The sequence below is a fragment of the Amycolatopsis sp. 195334CR genome, from assembly GCF_017309385.1.
Lineage (GTDB): Bacteria > Actinomycetota > Actinomycetes > Mycobacteriales > Pseudonocardiaceae > Amycolatopsis.
This window is the reverse complement of sequence record NZ_JAFJMJ010000004.1, coordinates 462610-483636: the sequence shown is the minus strand read 5'-3', so window position 1 is coordinate 483636 and position 21027 is coordinate 462610. Positions and strand designations below refer to the sequence as shown.

Below are 21027 nucleotides of genomic sequence, written 5' to 3'. Positions count from 1 at the left end.
GCTCAGTCCTGCACGGTCAGGATCGGCTTGGACACCAGGCCGAACGAGCGCAGCACGCCCAGCAGTTCCCGGTGCCCGAACGCCTGGCACGCCGAGGCGAACCCGGCCACCTTCGGCGGCTGCTGCAGCAGCGAGTACGCGGCGTAGGCCTGCATCAGCCCGGTCTGCTTGTAGTTGCAGGTGCCGTGGATGACGCAGTGCGCGCGGCCCAGCGGACCGCAGGCGTGCACCGAGTCCAGCGAGGTGTTGATCCGCTGGTTCTCCCGCGGCGGCATCTCGTCGCGGACGGCGGCGGCCTGCTCGTGCAGCACCTTCAGCTTCTCCTCCAGCGGCAGGTCCTTCACCTGCTCCAGCACCGCGGCCACGATCTGCGGCACGCCCTGCATCAGCGCGCGGTCGAAGACGCCGCCGATCGCCCGGACGTTGGCCACCCGGGGATCGCGCCTGAACCACACCGGGTGCGAGGTGCCGCCCCACGGCAGGGCGAGGCCGATCTCATGGTGCCCGGGTACGGCGACGTCCATCGGCGTGACGTCGGCGGGCCAGGCCACGTATTCGTTCTGCACCAGGTGGTACGCGCTCGACAGCGCCGCGTTGACCAGGATCGTCTGGGTCGAGGCGACGGTCGGGTGTCCCTTCCAGAACACCAGGATGTCCAAAGTGTCCAGTCCGGGGTTCTCCAGGCACAGCCCGGCCGCGATCTCGCCGGTGGTGTACATCTGGGCGATGCCGGGCGAGAGCAACAGGCCCTGCTCGGCCATCCGCGTGCCGTAGCGCTCCTCGGCCGAGATCAGCCAGTCCTGCTCGCCGGTGGTGTCGAGGTAGTGCGTTCCGGTGCGCACGCAGGCTTCGACCACCTCGTGGCCGTATTCGCTGAACGGGCCCACGGTGTTGCAGACGACCTTCGCGCCGTCGAACAGCTCGCTCAGCGACTCGACCTCGTGGGCGACTTCGACGACCTCGTGCTCGACCGTGTCGAGGCCGGGAATGTGGTCGATGGTCTCCTGCACGCGTGCCTTGTCCCGCCCGGCGGCGATGAACGGGACGTTGTACTCGCGCAGGTATTCGCAGATCAGCCTGCCGGTGTAACCGGAGGCGCCGTAGACGACAACGGGCTTGCTGGCCATGGGAAGTCCTTTCGGTTCGGGGTGCTCGGTCACATGCCCATGCCGCCGTCGACCGGCAGGCCGGCGCCGGTGATGAAGCGGGCCGCGTCGGAGGCGAGGAAGACCACCGCGTCGGCCATGTCGGCGACCTCGCCGAGCCGCCCGGCCGGGGTCTGCGCGACCACCGCGCCGATCGCGTCCTCCACGCTCGGGAAGAGGCCGACGTCGACCACGTCGGCGGCCAGCTGGTTGCCCATGCGCGTCGGCACCAGGCCGGGGTACACGCAGTTCACGCGCACGCCGTAGCCGAGCTTGCCCGCCTCCATCGCGGCCACGCGGGTGAGCCGGTCGACCGCGGACTTGGTGGCGGAATAGCCCGCGATGCCGGGGAAGGCGATGGTGGCGGCGACCGAGGCGATGTTGACCACCGCGCCCCCGCCGCCCGCCGCGCCGCCGGGGCGCATGGCGCGGAAGGCGTGCTTCACGCCGAGCGCGGTGCCCAGCACGTTGACCTCGAGCATGGTGCGGACCTGGTCCGGGTCGAGGTCGGCGACCAGTCCGGTGATCTCGACGCCGGCGTTGTTGACCAGGATGTCCAGCCCGCCGAGTTCGGCGACGGTCGCGGTGACGGCCTGCTCCCAGGACTGGTCGTCGGTGACGTCGAGGCGGACGAAGGCGGCGGTGGCGCCGGTCTGCTTGATCGAGTCGGCGGTCGCGCGGCCCAGGTCCTCGTCGATGTCCGCGATGACCACCGCCGCCCCGGCGGCGGCCAGCGCCTGCGCCATCCCGGCACCCAGGCCCTGCGCGGCCCCGGTGACCAGGGCTTTCCGTCCGGTGAGGTCGTACGAAACCATGGACATCTCCTCCTTGAGACGGCCGGCGGATGCGGCGTGGGTCACAGCATGAACAAACTTTGGACACTCGTCAAGATTTTCTTGGACGACCGTCAAGATTGCGCGGACCGCTAGAGTGAGCGGGTGACCGAAGCGAAGGAGCGGGTCGCTCGCCGGAGCGTGGACAAGTTCGGGCAGCGGCGCGCGCAGCTGGCCGAGTCCGCCCTGCGGGCGCTCTCGGAGCTGGGCTACGCCCGCACGAGCCTGCGTGAGATCGCGCAGAAATCCGACTTCTCGCACGGCGTGCTGCACTACTACTTCGCCGACAAGGTCGAGCTGCTCACCTACGCCGTGCGGCAGTTCGAGGAAGTGTGCGTGACCCGCTACGACGAGGTGGTCGCCTCGGCGGATTCCGCGGTCGACCTGGCCAAGGCCTTTGGCAACGCGATGGCGGCCACCCTGCGCACCGACGCGGTGATGCACCGCCTCTGGTACGACCTGCGCAACCAGAGCCTGTTCGAGGAGTCCTTCCGGCTCGACGTGCTGGACATCGACAAGCAGCGCGAGCAGATGATCTGGCGGGTGGTCGAGCGGTACGCCGACCTGACCGGCGCACCGGCGGGGCTGTCGCCGGAGGTCGCGTACGCCACCTTCGACGGCCTCTTCCAGCACGCCCTGCTCCGCTACCTCAACGGCGAGGAGAACGTCGCCGACGACCTGGCGCGGACGGTGCCCGCGATGCTCGCCGGCCTGGTCAGCGCTCCGCCGGGCTGACGGTCTTCAGCAGCGCGCGCTTGTCCGGTTTGCCGCTGGGTAATGTAGGCACCTCGCCGATCACCGTGATCGTGGCGGGGACGGCGGCTTCGCCGAGGTCTCGGGCCACCTGGGCCCTCAGCGCCCCCTCCTCGACCGCGCCCCGGGTTACCACGAAGGCGTGTGCGGCTTCCCCGGTGCGCTCGTCCGGGGCACCGACCACATGCGCCTCCCGGACACCGGGGTGCCGGGCCAGCGCCCGCTCGATCGCCCCCGCGTAGTGCACGATGGCGTTCACGATGATCACGTCGCGCGCCCGGCCGGTCAGGTGCAGGTAACCCCGTTCGTCCAGGTGGCCGAGATCCCGAGTGCGCACCCAGCCGTCGCGGATCAGGTCGGTGGTTTCCGCCTCGTCCCGCCAGTACCCGGTCAGCGCGTAGGCGGTGCGCACCCAGATCTCGCCGGTCTGCCCCGGCGGCAACACTTTTCCGTCAGCGTCCCGGATTTCCAGGTCCACTTCGGACCGTGGGCGGCCGACCGAGTTCAGCGCGGGCGGCCAGGCCGCCACGTCGTCGGCGGTCAGCGCGGTCAGGAAACCGGTCTCCGTCTGCCCGTACCCCTGCACCAGCGCCGGGCCGAACCGGTCGAGCGCCTCGGCCATCCGGTGCGGGGACAGCGGTGAACCCGCGACCAGCAGCACCCGCACCGAACTCAGGTCCACTTCGCCGGTACGCGGCGAATCCAGCAGCTGGTGCAACCGCGGCACGGTGAGCAGGCTCGCGGTGATCCGCAGCCGCGCGAGCACGTCGGGGAAGTCCGGCGGCGACTCCGGGATCACCGCCGTGCCGCCGGACAACAGGCACAGCCCGAGGTGTTCCTGCATCACCGCGCTGGTCAGCGTGCCGAACAGCAGGAACCGGCGGTACCCGGCGGCCAGCCGCGCGGTGTCGTGGCTCCACTTCGCCGGCTGCCACGACCAGTGCTCGGTCATCGCCGCGTAGGTCAGCGCGACGCCCTTGGGCGCACCGGTGCTGCCGCTGGTGAAGGTCACCGAAGCGACGTCCTCCAGCCGGCCGCGGACCACCGGTTCCTCGGGCGTGGCCAGCAGTTCCGGGCCGATCCGCAGCACCTTCGCGGCCCCCGCGGCGGCGAGCAGCTCCGGCCCGGGGTCGTCGGTCACGAGCGCGGCCACGTCCCGGCCGACCACATGCGGCAGCTGCGCCTCGGTCAGCCCCGGCCGCACCCCGACCACCCGGCAGCCCAGCGCGGCGGCGGCGAGCTGGGCGGCGAAGCCCTCCGGGGTCACCGCGGTCGCGATGGCCACGCCGTCACCGGGACCCAGCCCGGCTTTCACCAGCCCGCCGGTGAAGCGCGCGACGAGGTCGAGCACCTCGGCCCGCGACACCACCCGCGCACCGTGTTCGAACGCGGGCAGCTCCGGATCGGCGGCGAACGAGTCGAGCATCGCCCGCGGGTACACCTGGCTCATGGATTACTCCTACCACCGTTTCCGATTTCCGGGAAAACCGACAGCGAACCGACAGCTTCCCTCACCCCGATAGCGGATGGCTCGGTGTTTGAGGTTTCAACTAACCTCGGGAATCCCCATCGGATCCCGAGGAGAATCCCTTGCCCGAGGACGATTCCGTGCTTTCCGTCGATTACCTGGTGCTCGGTGCCGGACCGGCCGGGCTCCAGGCCGGTTACTACCTGAAGCGAGCCGGGCGAAGCCATCTGATCGTCGAAGCGGGCGCGGCACCCGGCACCTTTTTCACCCGGTTCCCCCGGCACCGGAAACTGATCTCGATCAACAAGGTGCACACCGGCTGGAGCGACCCCGAGCTGCGGCTGCGCAACGACTGGAACTCCCTGCTCTCGGCCGAAAACACTCCGCTGTTCACCACCTACACCCCGCGATACTTCCCGGCCGCCGAGGACATGGTGCGCTACCTCCGCGACTTCGCCGCGCACCACCGGCTGAACGTCCGCTATGACACCCGGATCACCCGGATCGGCCGTCCGGGCGATTTCGAGGCGGTCGACCAGAACGGGAATGTGTTCACCGCGAAGCGGCTGATCGTGGCCACCGGGGTGAGCAAACCGTATATTCCGGACATCGACGGTATCGAACTCGCCGAACCCTATACCGAGGTGTCGGTGGATCCGGCGGAGTTCATCGACAAGAGAGTACTCATCATCGGCCGGGGGAACTCCGCTTTCGAAACCGCGGACAACCTGGTCGAAACGGCCGCGGTCATTCACGTGGCCGGTCCCGGTTCATTGCGGCTGGCCTGGCAAACGCACTTCGTCGGGCATTTGCGCGCGGTGAACAACAACTTCCTCGACACCTACCAGCTGAAGTCGCAGAACGCGCTGCTGGACGGCCAGGTGCTCGGCATCCGCCGCGACGGCGACGGCTATCTGGTCCGGGTCAGCTTCGCCCGGGTGGCCGAGGTGGTCAAGGAGATCCGCTACGACCGGGTGATCGCGGCGACCGGGTTCCGCTTCGACGCCTCGATCTTCGCCCCGGAGTGCCGCCCGGAACTGATGATCAAGGACCGCTTCCCGGCGCAGACGGCGGCGTGGGAGTCGGTGAACGTGCCGGGGCTGCACTTCGCGGGCACCATCACGCAGTCACGCGACTTCAAGCGGTCCACCAGCGGGTTCATCCACGGCTTCCGGTACGGGGTGCGGGCGCTGCACCGGATACTGGAGCGGCGGCACCACGACGTGCCGTGGCCCAGCCGGGAACTGGCGCCCGACGGCGTGACCGACGCGGTGATCGAGCGGGTCAACCGGACTTCCGCGCTGTGGCAGGTCTTCGGCTACCTCGGGGACGCCGTCCTCTTCGGAGAAGCGCCGCCGCGCTACGTCGAGGAGGTGCCCGTCGACCACCTCCACGAAGCCGTGGCCGCCGGGGACTTCGGCGAAGTCGAGTCGTACCTGACGATCACGCTGGAATACGGCGAGGACCACGATCTGGTCAACCCGTTCGACATCTCGGCCGGGCGAACGTCCCAAGAGGACACGAGCGGGCTCGACGGGCGTTACCTGCACCCGGTGGTGCGCCTGTTCCGCGCGGGCGATCTGGTCGCCGAGCACCACATCACCGAGAACCTGGAGAACGAGTGGGACAGCGAGCAGGTGCACCGGGCACCGCTGCGTGAGTTCCTGCGGACCCAGGCCGATCGCCCGCGGGTGGGCCTGTGACGGCGGTGAGCCTGGCCGGACTGCACGACCGGGCCAGGGAACGGCTCGACCCGGTGCACTACGACTACTTCGCCGGTGGTGCCGGGGAGGAAATCGCGCTGGCGGACAACGAACGCGCGTTCGGCCGGTACGCGCTGCTCCCCCGTGTCCTGCGTGGACAGCCGCCGAGGGACATTTCCGTCGACCTTCCCGGCGCTCGCGCCTCGATGCCGATCCTGGTCTCGCCCACCGCCTTCCACCGGCTCGCGCACCCCGACGGCGAGCTGGCCACCGCCAGGGCGGCCGCGGCGGCGGGCACCGTGCTGATCTCGGGAATGGCCGCCACGGTGGCGATCGGCGAGGTGGCCGACGCGGCCCGCGAGGTCGACCCGGACGCCGCCTTGTGGTTCCAGCTCTACCTCCAGCCCGACGCCAAGATCACCGAGTGCCTGGTGCGGCGGGCCGAGGACGCGGGCTGCTCGGCGCTGGTGGTCACGGTGGACTCACCGGTGTTCGGGCGCCACGGCCGCGACCAGCGCAACGGCTTCCACGACCTGCCCGCCGGGCTCGCCGCGGAGAACATGCGCGACCTGCCCGGCTCCCCCGGCGTCCGTGACATCGAGTGGTGCCAGGAAGCCTCGTGGCGGTACGTCGAGGCGCTGCGGCGGATGACCGGTTTGCCGTTGCTGCTCAAGGGAGTCCTGCACCCCGAGGACGCGCGGATCGCGGTGGACGGCGGGATCTCCGGCCTCCTGGTCTCCAACCACGGCGGCCGCCAGCTCGACCTGGCCCCGGCCGCGCTCGACGCGCTCCCCATGATCTCCGAGGCGGTCGGCGGCCGGATCCCGGTGCTCGTCGACGGCGGGGTCCGGCGGGGCGGCGATGTGGCGATCGCGGTGGCGCTGGGCGCGACGGCGGTCGGCGTGGGCAGGCCCGTCCTGTGGGGACTGGCCGCGGACGGTGAGGCGGGCGTGCGGCAGGTGCTGGACCTGCTCCGCGACGAGTTCGAGCACACGCTGGCGCTGTGCGGCGGCGTGCTCGCCGGTGACCAGGTGGTGAGCCGGTGCTGAGCCTGCCCGAGTTGGTGGTCGCCCTGCGGGTCCGGGTGTTCGAGGCGGTCAACGGCGACCAGGTGATCACCCTGCCGGACCAGGACAGCCGGTTCATGGAGGTCTACGCGCACCCGGCGGCGAACGGCCGCAGCCGCGGCGCCGAGCTCTCGGACCTGTTCTGGTACTGGCTCTCCCCCGGTCCCGAGGTCCACCAGGAACACCTCGAGGACGGTCCGCGCTACGACGAGGTCGCGCGGACCACGCTGCGCATCCTCGCCGGGTCGAGCGAGAAGCACGCCGAAGCGGCGGCCCGGTGCACCGCGGCGGTGCTCGACGCCCTGGTACCCGGCCGCGCCCGGCTGGTCCGGCTGCGCGACCTGATGATGCCGGTGTGGGCGGAGTTCTGCTACGAACTGGTGTTCCGCGAACCCTGCCCGCCCGAGGCGCGGAAGCTGATCGTCGGGCACGCCGACGACGTGGTGACCGCGCTCAAGTGCACCGGACTGCGGCACCCGCGCCGCCGCGCGCGGCTGACCCGCTACCTCGCGCGCCGTCTGCCGGACATACCGCACGTGCTGCCGGATTCGTTGTCCGACCAGGAAAAAGTCCACTACCTCCAGGGCACCTTCTTCAACACCGCTGTGGTGCAGCTGTCCGAGGCGATGGCGCACCTGCTGCTGGTGCTCGCCCAGCACCCGGATGTCCAGCGGCGACTGGCCGAGGATCCCGGCGACGAACGCTACTTCGCGCAGGTGCTCGACGAGACCCTGCGGCTGTTCCCCCTGTTCGGCATCGCGCACCGGATCGCCACCGCCGACATCGAGACCCCGGGCGGCACCCTGCCCGAGGGTTCGGTGCTGTGCTTCTCCTATCCCGGCTACCACGCGACGGGGTACACCGACCCCGAGGTGTTCGACCCGTCGCGATGGGAGCGGCTGTCCGCCCGCGACGCCCACCACATCCCGTTCGGCGTGGCGGCCAACCGGCCGTGCCCGGCGTGGCGGTTGTCGCCGCTGGTGATGCGGGCGGCGACGATCGAGGTCCTGCGGCGGTTCCGGTTGCACTCCACCGTTTCGCACACGCGCCCGCTGCCGCACCGGGCGCCCTGCCTGCTCGACCGCCGCGCGTTCCCCCTGCCCGCGTCCCGGGTCCGGGCGATCGGCGCCTTCCTGCGGGTCCGCGACCGCGTGGAGAACCTGACCCGCAGCGTGGCGCAGCTGGTGTTCGGCACCTGGATGGTGCTCGACGCCCGGCACCGCAGGCTGGCCGGCCGCTACTTCGACACGCACGACACCCAGGGCTGCCCGATCGGCCCCCGCAACCACTGAGCACGGAGGACCGGAGATGTCCAACACGCTGCTGGCCCCTGCCTTCTTCCTGGCGGTGGTGGTCATCCTGCTGGTCTGCCGGCTGGTCGGCTGGGCGCTGCGGGCGCTCGGCCAGCCACCGGTGGTCGGCGAGATGGTGGCCGGGGTGGTGCTCGGGCCGTCGGTGCTCGGGCTGCTCGCGCCCGGGGTGGAGGCCGCGTTGTTCCCCGAGGAGCTGCGGCCCGTGCTCTACGTGGTCGGCCAGATCGGCCTGGTGGTGTTCATGTTCCAGACCGGCTACGAGTTCCGCGCCGACCGCGTCCGGCAGGTGGCGCGGCCCGCCGCGCTGATCTCCACCGCCGGTGTGGTGGTGCCGCTGCTGCTGGGCGCGGCGCTGACCTGGTTCGCGCACGGGCGGGTCGACCTCTTCCCGGACGGCGTCTCGCTCGTGGTGTCCATGCTCTTCGTCGGCGTGACGCTGGCGATCACCGCCTTCCCGATGCTGGCGCGGATCATCACCGAACGCGGGCTGACCGAAACCCGCTTCGGCGCGGTCGCGCTGGCCTGCGGCGCGCTCGACGACGCGGTGGCCTGGGTGCTGCTGGCCGGGGTGCTCAGCATCGCCGCCGGGAGCGCCGGGCCGGTCGCGCTGACCGCGGGCGGTACCGCGCTCCTGGTCCTGATGCTGGTGGTCGCCGTGCGGTCGAGCGACCGGGCGCGCTCGCTGGCCGCCCGCCTGCCCGCCGAGCACCTCATGCTGGTGCTGGTGATCGTGTTGTTCCTCGCCGCCTGGTACACCGACGTGATCGGGCTCTACGCGGTGTTCGGCGCGTTCAGCCTCGGCGTGGTGTTCCCGCGCTCGGACCAGGTCGACCGGGTGGTGGCCAGGATCGCCCCGGTCGGCGCGGTGTTCCTGCCGCTGTTCTTCACCTACTCGGGCCTCAACACCGACTTCGGCCTGCTGGTCGACCCCGCGCTGCTGCTGTTCGCCGTCGCCGCGGTGGCCACCGCGATCGCCGGCAAGCTGGGTGCCTGCTGGGCCGCGGCCAGGATCGCCGGGGAACCCCAGGGCGTGGCGCTGCGCGTCGGCACGCTGATGAACGCGCGCGGGCTGATGCAGCTGATCGCGATCAACGTCGGGCTGGCCGCCGGGATCGTCACCCCGGCGCTGTTCAGCGTGCTGGTGCTGGTCGCGATCGTGACCACGATGATGGCCACGCCGGTGCTGGCCCTGTGGGACCGGCTGGACCGGCGGGTGGCCACCAGGGCGAAGGCGAAGGCTCACGCATGAGGATCCTTGGCCGCCTGCAGCCTGCCGCCCGGCAGCCGGTCCGCGCCCCAGCTGCGCTCGATGAAGTCGATGATCCGCTCCACGTCGGCACCGGGCACCTTCTCCGGCTCGCCGTGCTCCAGCGGGTCGGCGTGGAAGATGTAGAGCCGGGAGGCGAACTGGTCGAACGGCAGTGAGGCCTCGCCGAAGCGCTCCCCGTTGCCCGCGGTCGAGACCACCACGCCGTCGCCCCAGTCCTGGCCGCTGTCGTTGTTCGGGTTGTAGAAGTACACCCGCATGACCTCCTGTGGGTCGGCCGCGACCCGCAGGATGGTGATCGCGTGCCAGCCGACGTAGCGGGCCGCGCTGTCGGTCACCGCGACCCCGGCCGGCTGCGGGTGGATCAGCGGCTGCCCGCCGTTGTAGGCCGGGTGGTAGCTGGCGTGGAACTGCCGGAGGAAGGTGTCCAGCTCGATCAGGTTGCCGGTCTCCACGTCGACGTTGATCCGGAACCCGCGCGCGGCCCACCAGCCGTGGAACTCGGGGTTGACCCAGCGGTGCGGATCGCCCGGCCGGCCGGCGCACCGGCGCCCCATCTCCGCGTAGATCCGGTCCAGGTGCGGCACCACCAGCAGGGACACCGGGTCCAGGTCCATCGGCAGCGTGCTGGCCACCCCGGACTCGCTGTCCTTCGACGAGATCGGCTGGCCCTCGAAGTGCATGATGATCTCGTCGTCGCGGGCCGCCCAGACCACCATCTGCAGCAGGTAGTCCGGGTCGTTGTAGGCCCACATCGACAGCGCGCGGGCGGACTGGCAGGTCGGGTTGTCGCCCTGCCCGACGCCCAGCGGCAGCCCCAGCATCGACAGCACGCCCGCGGTCAGCCGCGCCTCCGGGCCGGGCTCGTCGCCGAACACCGTGGTCAGGCGCTCGCGCGCGTGCTCGGACAGCTCCAGCGCCAGCTGGCGCCACAGCGCGGGCACCACCGGGGCCTCGTAGAGGATGCCGCGGTCGAGCAGCAGCGCGAGCCCGTAGATGCACTGGGCGGTCTGCGGGTGCACGGCGTCCTCGATCAGCCGGTGCACCAGCTCGCTGTAGCGCAGCAGGCAGTTCCGGCCGGTGTCGGACAGCCCCAGCGCCTCGCCGAGCAGGTAGTCGCTCTTGTGCCTCAGGAACCGCAGCAGTTCGGCGTGGTAGGGCGAGACCAGCCCGGTGTCGTGCATCGCCCTGGCGAACCCGGCGGCCTCGTACTGCAGGTCGCCGTTGTCCATCGCCTGCAGCCGTGACCGGAACACCTCGACGCCGGGGTCCTCCCGGCAGGCCTCGGTGGTGCCGAACAGGGCGGTGATCAGCCGGTCGATGCCCTGACCGGCGGAGTTGCCGAGATCGACGTCCGGGTCCCCGCGGTAGACCGCGATCCGGGTGATCAGCGACTGCACCTGGTCGACCTGGATCGGGCGCTGGCGCAGGATCCGCCAGATCTCCTCGACCAGCTTGTCCAGCACGCTGTCGTAGCCGATCTCGTCGGCGAGGTGCCGGAACAGGTCCCTGATCAGCTGCGCGGTGCGGCCCTGCTGGGCGCGCTCGGCCTCGGTGGGCGGGGTGAACAGCAGTTCCAGGTTCATCGCCAGCACCTGGGTGAGGAACTCGCGGGCGTCCTCGGCCGAGATGCTCGGGTGCGCGTACTCACCGCGCGCCACCGCCAGCGTGCGCAGCTCGCTGCACGCCTCCATCACCACGGTGTCCGCGTCCCCGGCGTGCAGGCCGGGCCCGACCAGCGCCGGGATCAGGATCTCCGGGCTGGCCCAGTCCGTGCCGAGGAAGAGCCCGGCCTCCTCCAGCGCCCGGGCCCTGGCCTGCACCGCCGCGGCCCCGCCCGGCTGCACCAGCACCCGCCGCAGCGCCTCCAGCAGCCGCCGCAGCTTCGTGTGCTTGCCGAAGTCGCGGGTCTGCGCCATGGCGAGCACGGCGTCGTCGAGCGAGGCCACGCGTTTGTCCAGCGTGCTGACCGCGCGTGGCCGGTCGGCGGTCGGTTTCACAGGCTTCCCTCTGGTCGGTCTTCCGCGTCGGACGGCGGCGCCTCAGACGTAGAAGTCGTACTCTTCCTGTTCCTTCAGCAGCTCGCGCATCCGGTAGGAATCATCGCCGAAGAAGTACAGCAGGCCCCAGTGGGTACCGAACGCGGTCCGCTTGGTCACCGTTTCCTCCAGCGGCGCGGACAGGTCGTGCGACTCGTAGTAGTCGTCGTCCTCGGTCTCCGGCGGGATGCGCAGCTCGCTGACCACGCGGCGGCGCGGGTAGACGCCGAAGCAGCCGGCCACCCCGGTGGCGTCTTCGACCTCGCGGGGGAAGAACGCGTCGATCTCCTCCTCGGTGGTCTTCGGGTCGAAGGCCAGCGCCAGCCCCTGGTAGGCGTTGAACCCGTAGGCCCGCTCCAGCAGCTCGAACACCTTGAACCCCGGCGGCCGGTAGGCCACCTCGCCGAAGTACATCTCGCCGTCGCTGGTGACGAAGTACTCCGGGTGCACGAAGCCGAACTCGATGTCGAAGGTCTTGATCAGCTTCTCGATCTGGGCGGTGATCTGCGGCCGGTACCGCTCCAGCTCGGGGGTGGCAGGCACGAACACCGAGTAACCCAGCGTGACGTACTCGGAGATGTTCAGGAACTTGATCTTCCCGTTGTGCACCCACGCCTCGACGGCGAACTCCCAGCCGTCGAGGTGCGACTCCATCAGCACCGGGAACTCCTCGTCCGGGATGGTGTCGACGTCGTCCGGGGTGCGCACGATGCGGTGCCCGAGGCAGCCGGCCTTGTCGAAGGCCTTGAGGTGGATCGGGTCGTTCGGGTCGCCGTCGAGCTTGAGCAGCGTCTGGTTGACGCGCTTGAGGAAGCGGATCACGTCGTCGCGGTCGTGGGCCTCCTCGAAGATCCCGACCCGGATGCCGCCGAGCTGCGCCCGGCGTTTCATCAGCGACTTGTCCCGCAGCAGCATGGCCTGGCCGAACAGGCGCGGGTTGTCCAGCAGCACCGAGTTGATCGCCCCGGCCCACTCCACGGTTTCCTCGAACAGCGGGATGGCCACGTCGACGCCTTCCCGTTGCAGCGTCTCGGCGATCTCCATCGACCGGTCGTTGAGCCGCTCGAAGTTCCATGGCAGATAAGGGATGTCGTGTTCGGCGCAGTACTTCTCGGCCCAGTCCGGCGCGACCACGACGTAACGGCGGTCGAACCGGTCGAGCGCCTCCACCGCGTTGAGACTCCAGCCCAGCAGGGCCAGATAACCTTTGTCCGGGTTCTTCGTGGCCGGTTCGGACGCTGGCATAACCACTCCTCCGTTTCGGCGCATACAGCTTCGACTCCCTGGCGGGCCCACCGTACCCCGGGACGGGCCCGCGCACTGGACGCGCGACTCCTACAACAACCTCAAGGTAGTGAACATTGTTGTAGCATTTATCGGTGATCACCACTCGGCCGACCGTGAGCAGGCGCCGCGAAGTCAGCCACACCAGCGCCCGGTCACTGCTGATGACCGTGCTCGGGGAATACGTGCTGCCACGGGAAAATCCGGTGTGGACGGCCACCCTGGTGGACGCGCTGGGCCTGTTCGGGATCGAGGAGAAATCGGCCAGGCAGGCGCTGGCGCGCGCGGCGGGTGAGGGCTGGCTGGAGTCGGCGCGCGCGGGGCGGCGGGTGCGGTGGTCGCTGACCGGGCCCGGCGAGCAGCTGCTCACCGAAGGGGCACGGCGGATCTACGAGTTCGGCGACGCCGGCCAGCGCTGGGACGGCCGGTGGCTGGTGGTGCTGGTGTCCGTGCCGGAGTCCCAGCGTGACCTTCGCCACCGCCTGCGCACGCAGCTCACCTGGGCCGGGTTCGGTTCGCCGTCGCCAGGTGTGTGGGTCAGCCCGCACGTGGCCAGGGAAGACGAGGCACGCACCATTCTCGACCAGCTCGGGGCGGGCTCGCCGATGTCGTTCACCGCTTCGTACGGCGGGATCGGCGAGGAGGCGACCCTGGTTGCCCGGTCGTGGAACCTGCGTGAGGTGGAGGAGCAGTACGAGGCCTTCATCGACGAATTCGACGCGCTGGCACCGGAAACCGGTGAGCAGGCGCTGTCGGCGCAGACCCGGCTCGTCCACGAATGGCGCCGGTTCCCGTTCCTGGACCCGCAACTGCCCGCACGGCTGCTGCCCGGGGGCTGGAGCGGCACCAAGGCGGCGGAGTTGTTCCACCGCAAGCACGCCGAGTGGCGCACGGCCGCCCAAGCCCACTGGGACGTGCTGACCAGCGACTAAACCCCCAGACCGGGAAAGAGTTTGGCCGCGTTGCCGTAGAGCACGTCGCGCAGGACGTCGTCCGGCCAGCCCAGTGAGCCGAGTGCCTCGACGTTGCGGCGGGTGCCCGGCACGCCCGGCCAGTCGGTGCCGAAGACGAACCGGCTCGCCAGGCGGTCCAGGTCGAAGCGCTGGTAGTACTCCGGCAGCTTGCGCGGCGGCAGTCCGGCGAGGTCGAGCCAGACGTTCGGCTTCGCCAGCGCGAGGAAGGCCGCGGTGTCGTACCACCAGCCGCGACCGCCGTGCGCGAAGACGAACGGCAGCGACGGGAACTGCTCCAGCACGTCCAGGAAGCTCGCCGGATCACCGAAACTGCTGCGGGAACCGGGAAAGTTCGACGTTCCGGAGTGGACGATCACCGGGACACCGCGTTCGGCGCACAACGCGTACACGGCGAGCAGTTCCGGGTGGTCGCCGGGGAAGCAGCCGTGCACGGGGTGCAGTTTCACCGCCACCGCACCGAATCCGAGCTGGCGCTCCACCTCGGTTTCGACCGGGTGGTGCAGGTGCGGGTTCACGTTGGCCACCAGGCGGAAGCGCTCCGGGTTGTGCTCGACGATCGGCAGCAGGTCCTCGATCGGCTGGATGCCGGTGGCGCGCGGGCTGTACTCGGCGAACAGCAACGCCCTGGCGACGCCCTCGGCCGCCATCAGCGCGTCGAGCTTCGCCGGTACCACCACACCGTCGCGGTCGTAGGCGGCGCGCCAGTCGTGCGGTCCGGAGAACTCGTCCGCCCAGTCGAGCCAGGCCGGTTTGAGCGTGCTCAGCCTGGGCGCGTGGACGTGCGCGTCGACCACTTCACCCGGCATCCACCGGCTCCTTCGCCGGAACGCCGAGCAGCGAGGTGCTGACCATCTCCCGCAGCACGTTCCGCCGGATCTTCCCGGTCGCGGTCTTCGGCAGCTCGGGCACCTCGACCACCGCCCGCGGCCGTTTGAACGCGGCCAGCGTCTCCCGGCACCAGCTGATCAGTTCCTCACCGTCGACCTGGTGCCCCGGCACCGGCACCACACACGCCACGGGCTTGTCGAGCGCGTCGGCGTCCGGCGCGGCGACCACCGCCGCCTCGGCCACCGACGGGTGCGCCAGCAGCCTGTCCTCGACCTCGGCGGGGCTGACCCAGATGCCGCCCGCCTTGAGCATGTCGTTGAACCGGCCGAGGCAGCTCAGCGAGCCGTCGGAGTTGCGGACGTAGGTGTCGCCGGTCTGCATCCACTCGCCGTGGAACACCCGGCGCGTGGTCTCCGCCCGGCACCAGTACCCGATCGCCGCGGAGTCACCGCGCACGTACAGCTCACCGGCGATCCCGGTGCCCTCGATGGGTGCCCCGGTAGCGTCGCGGATCTCGACGTCGTAGCCGGGCACCACCGTGCCCGAGGAACCGGGGTGCACCTGGCCCGGCCGGTTCGACACGAAGATGTGCAGCATCTCGGTGGAGCCGATGCCGTCGAGCACTTCGACGCCGAAGCGGTCGAGCACGCCGTGGTACAGCCGCGACGGCAGCGCCTCCCCCGCCGAGATCCCTTGGCGCACGGTGGAAAACGCGTCGTCCGGCACGTCGCTGGCCAGCAGCGGCGCCCAGAAGCTGGGCGTGCCGAAGAACAACGTGACCCGCTCGTCGCGGACCCGTTCGGCGAACAGCGCCGGGTTCGGGCGGCGTTCGTCCAGGATCGCGGTGGCACCCACGGACATCGGGAAGAACATCGAGTTCCCGATGCCATAGGCGAAGAACAGCTTCGCCACGGACAGGCACCGGTCGCCGGGGCCGATGCCGAGCACCCGCTGCCCGTAGTTCTCCGCCACCGTGCGGATGTCGGCGTGCCGGTGCATCGCGGCCTTGGGGCGGCCCGTGGTACCGGAGGTGTAGAGCCACAACGCGGGCGAATCGGCCCAGGTCGAGTACGGCTCGTCGACCGGGTCGCCGTGGAAACCCGCGGTGACATCGACGATGTGCTGGACGTCCGGCGCATTCCGCGCGGCCCGGCCCGCGGTCTCCTCGAACGTCGGCGCGGTGAGCATGACGCGCGCCCGCGAGTCGACCACCAGGTCGGTGAGCTCGGGCTCGGTCAGCATGGTCGAGGTGGGGACCGCGATCGCGCCGAGGTGCATGGTGGCCAGGATCGAGACGAACAGCTCGAGGTCGTCGCCGAGGCACATCATCACGCGTTCCTCGGGGCGCACCCCCAGCTCCCGCAGCGCGCCCGCGGTCCGGCGCACCTCGGCGAACAGTTCGGCGTAGGTCAGCGACCGGCTGGTGGAGACCACGGCGGTCCGGTCGCCGCGGCCCTCGGCCAGATTGCGGTCCAGGAGGTAGTTCGTGGCGTTGAACGTGGTGGGAGCGGGCATCACTACCGCCTCAGGGCAGGTGGACGTACTCGAAGTCGAACGGCTTGCCGTTGATGCCGTTGAGCGGCGGCGCGACCCAGGAGGCGATCTTGCCGCGTTCGTAGACCGGGTGCATGAGCGAGCGGACGAAGGTCAGGTCCTCGGTGGTGGGCAGCCACTTCGCCCGGCCCGCCTCCCAGGTGGCCTCGTCCACGATGGTGCCGTCGGGGGTGATGTGGTGGCCGCGGTTGATCCCGACGTTGCGGTTGAACCCCGGGTGGGGCAACGAGAACCGGTAGCCGATGTCGTTGTCGGCGAGGATGCGGTTCCAGCGCTTGAGCCCGGTGCGGCAGTCGGCGATGTACTCCGAGCGCAGGTCGAGGTTGAGCGCGAGCAGGGTCTGCACCTCGTCCTGGGTCCAGGTGCCGTCCTCGGCGGGCCGGTCGAGGAAGGTGCTGCCGTCGGTGAGCCGGTGGTCGTCCTTGCGGCGGGTCTCGTTCCACCGTCCCTTCAGTCCCGCGGTGTAGTAGTTGGCCGCGTTCGTCGAGGTCTCGCTGCCGAACAGGTCGAGCGAGACGGTGTAGTGGAAGTTGATGTACTTCTGGATGATCTCCAGCGGGATGCCGCCGTGCGCGGCGATGTCGGTGGTGTCGTTTTCGCGGATCAGCTCGGCACTGCGCATCACCACGCGGTCGACGCCGGTGGTGCCGACGAACATGTGGTGCGCCTCCTCCTTGAGCATGAACTCGCAGGTGCGCGAGAGCGGGTCGAAGGCGGACTCCTTCAGCGTGCCGAGCTGGTACTTGCCGTCCCGGTCGGTGAAGTAGGTGAACATGTAGAAGGCCAGCCAGTCGGCCGTTTCCTCGTTGAAGGCGCCCAGGATGCGCGGGGTGTCCGGGCTGCCGGAGTTGCGGTAGAGCAGGCCCTCGGCCTCCTCGCGGCCCTCCTTGCCGAAGTAGGCGTGCAGCAGGTAGACCATCGCCCACAGGTGGCGGCCCTCCTCCACGTTGACCTGGAACAGGTTCCGCAGGTCGTAGAGGCTGGGCGCGGTGAGGCCGAGCAGTTTCTGCTGTTCCACCGAGGCCGGTTCGGTGTCGCCCTGGATCACGATCAGGCGCTGCAGGTCGGCGCGGTACTCCCCCGGCACCTGCTGCCAGGCCGGTTCGCCGGCGTGCTCCCCGAAGGCGATCCTCCGGTCGCCGTCGCGTTCGGCGAGGAAGATGCCCCAGCGGTAGTCGGGCACGTGCACGTGGTCGAAGTGCGCCCAGCCCTCCCGGCCGACGCTGACCGCGGTGCGCAGGTACACGCCCTGGGTGCGCAGGGTCGGGCCCATCTCGCCCCACCAGTTCATGAACTTCGGCTGCCAGCCCTCCAGCGCGCGCTGGAGCCTGCGGTCGGAGGACAGGTCGACGTTGTTCGGGATCTTGGCGTCGTAGTCGATCTTCTCTGGCATCTGCTCACACCCGCTTCCGGTCGAAGACGGCCTTCTGCCCGGTGCCGTAGCGCCGCAGCGCGCCATCGGGCCCGGCGGCGTTGGGCCGGTTGAAGATCCAGTTCTGCCAGGCGGTGAGCCTGCCGAAGATCTTGGTTTCCAGGGTTTCCGGGCCGACGAACCGGTGGTTGGCCTCCATCCCGGTCAGCGAGTCCGGGCTCAGCGCGGCGCGCCCTTCGAGCACGATCCGGATCTCGTCGGGCCAGTCGATGTCGTCCAGCGCGTCGGTGACCAGGCCCAGTTCGTCGGCCTCGGCCGGGGTGAGCTCGTGGCCGATCTCCTTGCGCAACCAGGCCAGGTGATCGGTCTCCTGGTAGAACCGGGATTCCAGCCGGGACAGGCCGTTGCCCATCGGGAACCGGCCGAAGTTGGCCTCGGACAACCGGATCGAGGCCCGCAGCGGGCTGTCCTCGTCGTCGATCGGCGGACCGTCCAAAATGTACTGCCGGTCGGCGGCGAGCGCGAGTTCGAGCAGCACGCCGGCGAAGCAGCTGCCGGGCTCGATCAGCGCGATGAGGCTGCGGCTGGTCACGTCGAGCCGTTTCAGCGTCCGCTTGTAGTAGTGGATGATCTCGTTGCACAGCCAGTCGTCCGGCCTGCCGAGCACCGCTTCCTCGTGGGCCAGCACGGCTTCGGCGTCCCCGGCCGTGCGGATCACCCAGGTGCCCAGCTCGGGTTCGTTGGTGCGCAGGCGAAGGATGAGATCGTCGAGTTCGCGGGTCAGGGTGAGCAGCCAGCCGGTGGCGTGCTCGTCCGGACCGTGCACGGTGATCTCCACCGTTTCCGTGCCCAGTACGGCTTTGACGTACCGGTAGTCGTAACCGTCGGGGTCGAGCGGGGTGAGTTCCACGCCCTCGGCATCGGACGGCCGGGAGCTGCGCTCGGCCAGTTCGAGCGCCCGCTGCCGGACCACCTCGGTGAAGTCCCGGCGTGGCGCGAGTTCGTCGACCAGCCGCCATTCGACCGCGGTCTTGCCCCGGATCCCGTCGCTGCGGGTGGCGAACACGTCGGCGCGGTCCTTGCGCACGCGGCGCTTGTCCACCACGCGGGTCAGCCCGCCGGTGCCGGGCAGCACGCCGAGCAGCGGCACCTCGGGCAGCGCGACGGTCGAGGAGTTGTCATCGATCAGGATGATGTGGTCGCAGGCCAGTGCCAGTTCGTAGCCGCCGCCCGCGCAGGACCCGTTGACCGCGGCGAGATAGGTCTGGCCGGAGTGCGCGGTGGCGTCCTCCATGGCGTTGCGGGTCTCGTTGGTGAACTTGCAGAAGTTCACCTTCCACTCGTGGGAGGACCCGGCCAGCATGCGGATGTTGGCGCCGGCGCAGAAGACGTTGTCCTTGGCGCTGGTGACGACCACCGAGCGGACCCCGGGGTGCTCGAACCGCAGCCGCTGCACGGCGTCGTACAGCTCGATGTCCACGCCGAGGTCGTAGGAGTTCAGCTTGAGCTCGTAGCCGGGCACGAGGCCGCCGTCCTCGGCCACGTCCAGTTCCAGCCAGGCCACCGCCCCGTCGATCCGGAGGTGCCAGTGGCGGTAGTCCGCCGGGGACCGGGCGAAGCTGACCGCCGGGCTGACCGTGGCCGTCATGCGACCTCCTTCTCCGTGGTGGTCCGCGTCACAGCGACCTCATTATCGACACAAGATCTACGATGCGTCAATCTTGTGTAGAAGGTCAGCGGACCACCGCGGCGGGCGGAGGTGGCTAGGCGCTGAGCCGCCGGGTGGCTCGGGCGGAGAAGCGGCCGTCCTGGTGGTGCACCTCGATGGGGTGGTCGAAGGCGGCGGAGACGTTGGCCGTGGTCACCGTGGTGCCGACCGGGCCCGCTGCCACCACGCGCCCGTCGGCCAGCAGCAGCGCGTGGGTGGTCGTCGTCGGCAGTTCTTCGAGGTGATGGGTGACCAGGATCGACGCCACTCCGGGATGGGTTTCGTCGAGCAGGTCGATGGTTTCGAGCAGTTGCTCCCGGGCGGCGACGTCCAGGCCGGTGGACGGTTCGTCGAGCAACAGCAGCCGGGGCTCGCAGACCAGCGCGCGGGCCACCAGCGCCCGGCCGCGTTCGCCCTGGGACAGCGTGGGCCAGCGATCCTCCGCCTTCCCGCGCAGGCCCAGCACGTCGATGAGGTCGTCGGCGGCGCTCACCTCCGCCGGAGCCGGTCGCCACCGCGGCGGCAGGTCGACGGTGCCGGTGATCCCGGTCAGCACGACCTCCCGCACGGTCAGCGGCGAACGCAGCGGGTGCCGCGGGTTGACGTGCCCGATGGTGCGGCGCAGCGCCTGCAGTTCGACCCGGCCCAGTTGCCCGCCGAGCACCCGGACGGTGCCGGTCGTCGGATGGGTCAGCGCACCGCAGAACCCGAGCACGGTGCTCTTGCCCGCGCCGTTCGGGCCGAGCAGCGCCCAGTGCTCGCCCTCGCCGACGGTGAGGCTGACCTCGTGCAGGATTTCCTTGCCCTGGCGGCGAAACGTGACGTCGCGCAGTTCCAGCACCGCGCTCATCCGAACGCCCGCTTCAGCTCGGTCAGGTGGGTGCGGCTGGCGTCGGCCGCCGCCGACGGGTCACGCGAGACGATCGCGTCCACCAGGTCCTCGTGCGCCGCGTGATCGGCTTCGGGTGAGTCGAGGGGGCGGGCCCGGAGCATGTCGGTCATCGCCTTGCGCACGCGCGGGACGAAGCTGTCGAACAGTTCGGTGAGCACGTCGTTGTGCGCGGCGATCACCACGGCGCGGTGGAAGGCCATGTCGGCGTCGACGTGGTCCTCGATGCTCCGCTCCTGCCACCGGCGGTGCGTCAGCGCCTTCCGGATCGCCCGCAGGTCCACCGGCGTGCGCCGCTCGGCGGCGAGTGCCGCCGCCTCCGCCTCGATGGCCACTCGCGCTTCGATCACCGACACCACCGACGCGCGGCGGAGCACCGCGTCCCAGTCCTCGGTGACGTCGAGCGCGGTCACGAAAACCCCCGCGCCCTGCCGGGAATCGAGCACGCCCTTGCCCGCCAGCTCGCGGATCGCCTCGCGCAAGGTGGACCGCCCGACGCCGAGCCGCGCGGCCAGCGTCGCTTCGCCGGGCAGCTTGTGCCCGAGCGGCCACCGTCCGGCCCGGATGTCGGCCAGGAGGGCGTCCGCGGCCTGCGAACTCAGCGGGCGGCGTTGTACCGAGGGAGCCATGCTCCCGACCGTAGCACTGCTGTCTGCTTGTCTGAGGAGTGCCCCCGCGCGCCTAGTTCGGTGACCTATATTTTGCCGATATACCGCCGTTCGCGCGCTCCATCCGTGCACCCGGTGAAACATTCCGCGCGCCGATCTTCACCTTGATGGGCGCCTGCCGCTACCCCTAGACTGAACACCGATCAAATAGGTGAGAAACAA

General features: G+C 70.3%; 17 protein-coding genes. 6 read left to right on the top strand and 11 right to left on the bottom strand.

All coding sequences use genetic code 11. The features are described 5' to 3' along the window. Positions 1-2 precede the first annotated feature (2 nt). Positions 3-1127, bottom strand: coding sequence for a DUF5938 domain-containing protein (locus JYK18_RS46015; protein WP_206810655.1), 1125 nt, complete (start codon positions 1125-1127; stop codon positions 3-5). A gap of 29 nt (positions 1128-1156) precedes the next feature. Continuing rightward, positions 1157-1960, bottom strand: coding sequence for an SDR family NAD(P)-dependent oxidoreductase (locus JYK18_RS46010; RefSeq protein WP_206810653.1), 804 nt, complete (start codon positions 1958-1960; stop codon positions 1157-1159). A 123-nt stretch (positions 1961-2083) separates the two neighbouring features. Between JYK18_RS46010 and JYK18_RS46005 the strand changes: the two genes are divergently transcribed. Beyond that, the gene (locus tag JYK18_RS46005; protein ID WP_206810652.1) at positions 2084-2713 is read left to right on the top strand and encodes a TetR/AcrR family transcriptional regulator; all 630 of its coding nucleotides are present in this window, start codon (positions 2084-2086) and stop codon (positions 2711-2713) included. On the opposite strand, the gene JYK18_RS46000 is transcribed toward JYK18_RS46005, so the two are convergent. Then, entirely contained in the window at positions 2694-4181 is a 1488-nt protein-coding gene (locus JYK18_RS46000; protein WP_206810651.1) for a class I adenylate-forming enzyme family protein, read from the bottom strand. The genes JYK18_RS46005 and JYK18_RS46000 overlap by 20 nt on opposite strands. A gap of 140 nt (positions 4182-4321) precedes the next feature. Here JYK18_RS46000 and JYK18_RS45995 point away from each other — a divergent pair, with 140 nt between their 5' ends. From JYK18_RS45995 to JYK18_RS45980, 4 genes are read left to right on the top strand one after another with little or no spacing between them, the layout of a single operon-like run. Continuing rightward, entirely contained in the window at positions 4322-5902 is a 1581-nt protein-coding gene (locus JYK18_RS45995) for an NAD(P)-binding domain-containing protein (RefSeq protein ID WP_206810650.1), read from the top strand. After that, positions 5899-6951 carry an alpha-hydroxy acid oxidase gene (locus JYK18_RS45990; RefSeq protein ID WP_307796382.1) on the top strand — a complete coding sequence of 351 codons (1053 nt, stop codon included), beginning with the start codon at positions 5899-5901 and terminating at the stop codon, positions 6949-6951. Before JYK18_RS45995 ends, JYK18_RS45990 begins: the two co-directional genes overlap by 4 nt. Further along, positions 6945-8261 (top strand): cytochrome P450, encoded by a 1317-nt coding sequence (locus tag JYK18_RS45985; RefSeq protein ID WP_206810649.1) that lies wholly within the window; start codon positions 6945-6947, stop codon positions 8259-8261. Before JYK18_RS45990 ends, JYK18_RS45985 begins: the two co-directional genes overlap by 7 nt. A gap of 16 nt (positions 8262-8277) precedes the next feature. Continuing rightward, on the top strand, positions 8278-9531 hold the full coding sequence (locus JYK18_RS45980; RefSeq protein ID WP_206810648.1) for a cation:proton antiporter: 1254 nt from the start codon (positions 8278-8280) through the stop codon (positions 9529-9531). On the opposite strand, the gene JYK18_RS45975 is transcribed toward JYK18_RS45980, so the two are convergent. Beyond that, positions 9522-11549 (bottom strand): hypothetical protein, encoded by a 2028-nt coding sequence (locus JYK18_RS45975; RefSeq protein WP_206810646.1) that lies wholly within the window; start codon positions 11547-11549, stop codon positions 9522-9524. The genes JYK18_RS45980 and JYK18_RS45975 overlap by 10 nt on opposite strands. A 42-nt stretch (positions 11550-11591) precedes the next feature. After that, positions 11592-12833 (bottom strand): acetyl-CoA carboxylase biotin carboxylase subunit family protein, encoded by a 1242-nt coding sequence (locus JYK18_RS45970; protein ID WP_206810644.1) that lies wholly within the window; start codon positions 12831-12833, stop codon positions 11592-11594. A 155-nt stretch (positions 12834-12988) separates the two neighbouring features. Between JYK18_RS45970 and JYK18_RS45965 the strand changes: the two genes are divergently transcribed. Next, complete coding sequence (locus tag JYK18_RS45965; protein WP_307796389.1) at positions 12989-13804, top strand: PaaX family transcriptional regulator C-terminal domain-containing protein; 816 nt, start codon at positions 12989-12991, stop codon at positions 13802-13804. Here JYK18_RS45965 and JYK18_RS45960 read toward each other — a convergent pair. From JYK18_RS45960 to JYK18_RS45935, 6 genes are all read right to left on the bottom strand, one after another. After that, the gene (locus JYK18_RS45960; RefSeq protein WP_206810642.1) at positions 13801-14652 is read right to left on the bottom strand and encodes an amidohydrolase family protein; all 852 of its coding nucleotides are present in this window, start codon (positions 14650-14652) and stop codon (positions 13801-13803) included. The two genes, JYK18_RS45965 and JYK18_RS45960, sit on opposite strands and share 4 nt — an antisense overlap. After that, a complete protein-coding gene (locus JYK18_RS45955; protein WP_206810641.1) occupies positions 14642-16189 on the bottom strand; it encodes a benzoate-CoA ligase family protein in 1548 nt (515 codons plus the stop codon). The genes JYK18_RS45960 and JYK18_RS45955 overlap by 11 nt, the downstream gene beginning before the upstream one ends. A 10-nt stretch (positions 16190-16199) precedes the next feature. After that, entirely contained in the window at positions 16200-17621 is a 1422-nt protein-coding gene (gene boxB / locus JYK18_RS45950) for a benzoyl-CoA 2,3-epoxidase subunit BoxB (RefSeq protein ID WP_206810639.1), read from the bottom strand. A gap of 4 nt (positions 17622-17625) precedes the next feature. Continuing rightward, complete coding sequence (gene boxC, locus JYK18_RS45945; protein WP_206810637.1) at positions 17626-19248, bottom strand: 2,3-epoxybenzoyl-CoA dihydrolase; 1623 nt, start codon at positions 19246-19248, stop codon at positions 17626-17628. Between the two features lie 115 nt (positions 19249-19363). Continuing rightward, positions 19364-20158 (bottom strand): ABC transporter ATP-binding protein, encoded by a 795-nt coding sequence (locus JYK18_RS45940; RefSeq protein ID WP_206810635.1) that lies wholly within the window; start codon positions 20156-20158, stop codon positions 19364-19366. Next, on the bottom strand, positions 20155-20826 hold the full coding sequence (locus tag JYK18_RS45935; RefSeq protein WP_206810633.1) for a FadR/GntR family transcriptional regulator: 672 nt from the start codon (positions 20824-20826) through the stop codon (positions 20155-20157). Before JYK18_RS45935 ends, JYK18_RS45940 begins: the two co-directional genes overlap by 4 nt. Positions 20827-21027 lie beyond the last annotated feature (201 nt).

Bases quoted from the DNA above. Each gene is read 5' to 3' on its own strand.
- JYK18_RS46015 (WP_206810655.1), bottom strand. From the start codon at position 1,127: ATGGCCAGCAAGCCCGTTGTCGTCTACGGCGCCTCCGGTTACACCGGC.
- JYK18_RS46010 (WP_206810653.1), bottom strand. From the start codon at position 1,960: ATGGTTTCGTACGACCTCACCGGACGGAAAGCCCTGGTCACCGGGGCC.
- JYK18_RS46000 (WP_206810651.1), bottom strand. From the start codon at position 4,181: ATGAGCCAGGTGTACCCGCGGGCGATGCTCGACTCGTTCGCCGCCGAT.
- JYK18_RS45980 (WP_206810648.1), top strand. From the start codon at position 8,278: ATGTCCAACACGCTGCTGGCCCCTGCCTTCTTCCTGGCGGTGGTGGTC.
- JYK18_RS45970 (WP_206810644.1), bottom strand. From the start codon at position 12,833: ATGCCAGCGTCCGAACCGGCCACGAAGAACCCGGACAAAGGTTATCTG.
- JYK18_RS45960 (WP_206810642.1), bottom strand. From the start codon at position 14,652: ATGCCGGGTGAAGTGGTCGACGCGCACGTCCACGCGCCCAGGCTGAGC.
- JYK18_RS45955 (WP_206810641.1), bottom strand. From the start codon at position 16,189: ATGCCCGCTCCCACCACGTTCAACGCCACGAACTACCTCCTGGACCGC.
- boxB (WP_206810639.1), bottom strand. From the start codon at position 17,621: ATGCCAGAGAAGATCGACTACGACGCCAAGATCCCGAACAACGTCGAC.
- boxC (WP_206810637.1), bottom strand. From the start codon at position 19,248: ATGACGGCCACGGTCAGCCCGGCGGTCAGCTTCGCCCGGTCCCCGGCG.
- JYK18_RS45940 (WP_206810635.1), bottom strand. From the start codon at position 20,158: ATGAGCGCGGTGCTGGAACTGCGCGACGTCACGTTTCGCCGCCAGGGC.
- JYK18_RS45935 (WP_206810633.1), bottom strand. From the start codon at position 20,826: ATGGCTCCCTCGGTACAACGCCGCCCGCTGAGTTCGCAGGCCGCGGAC.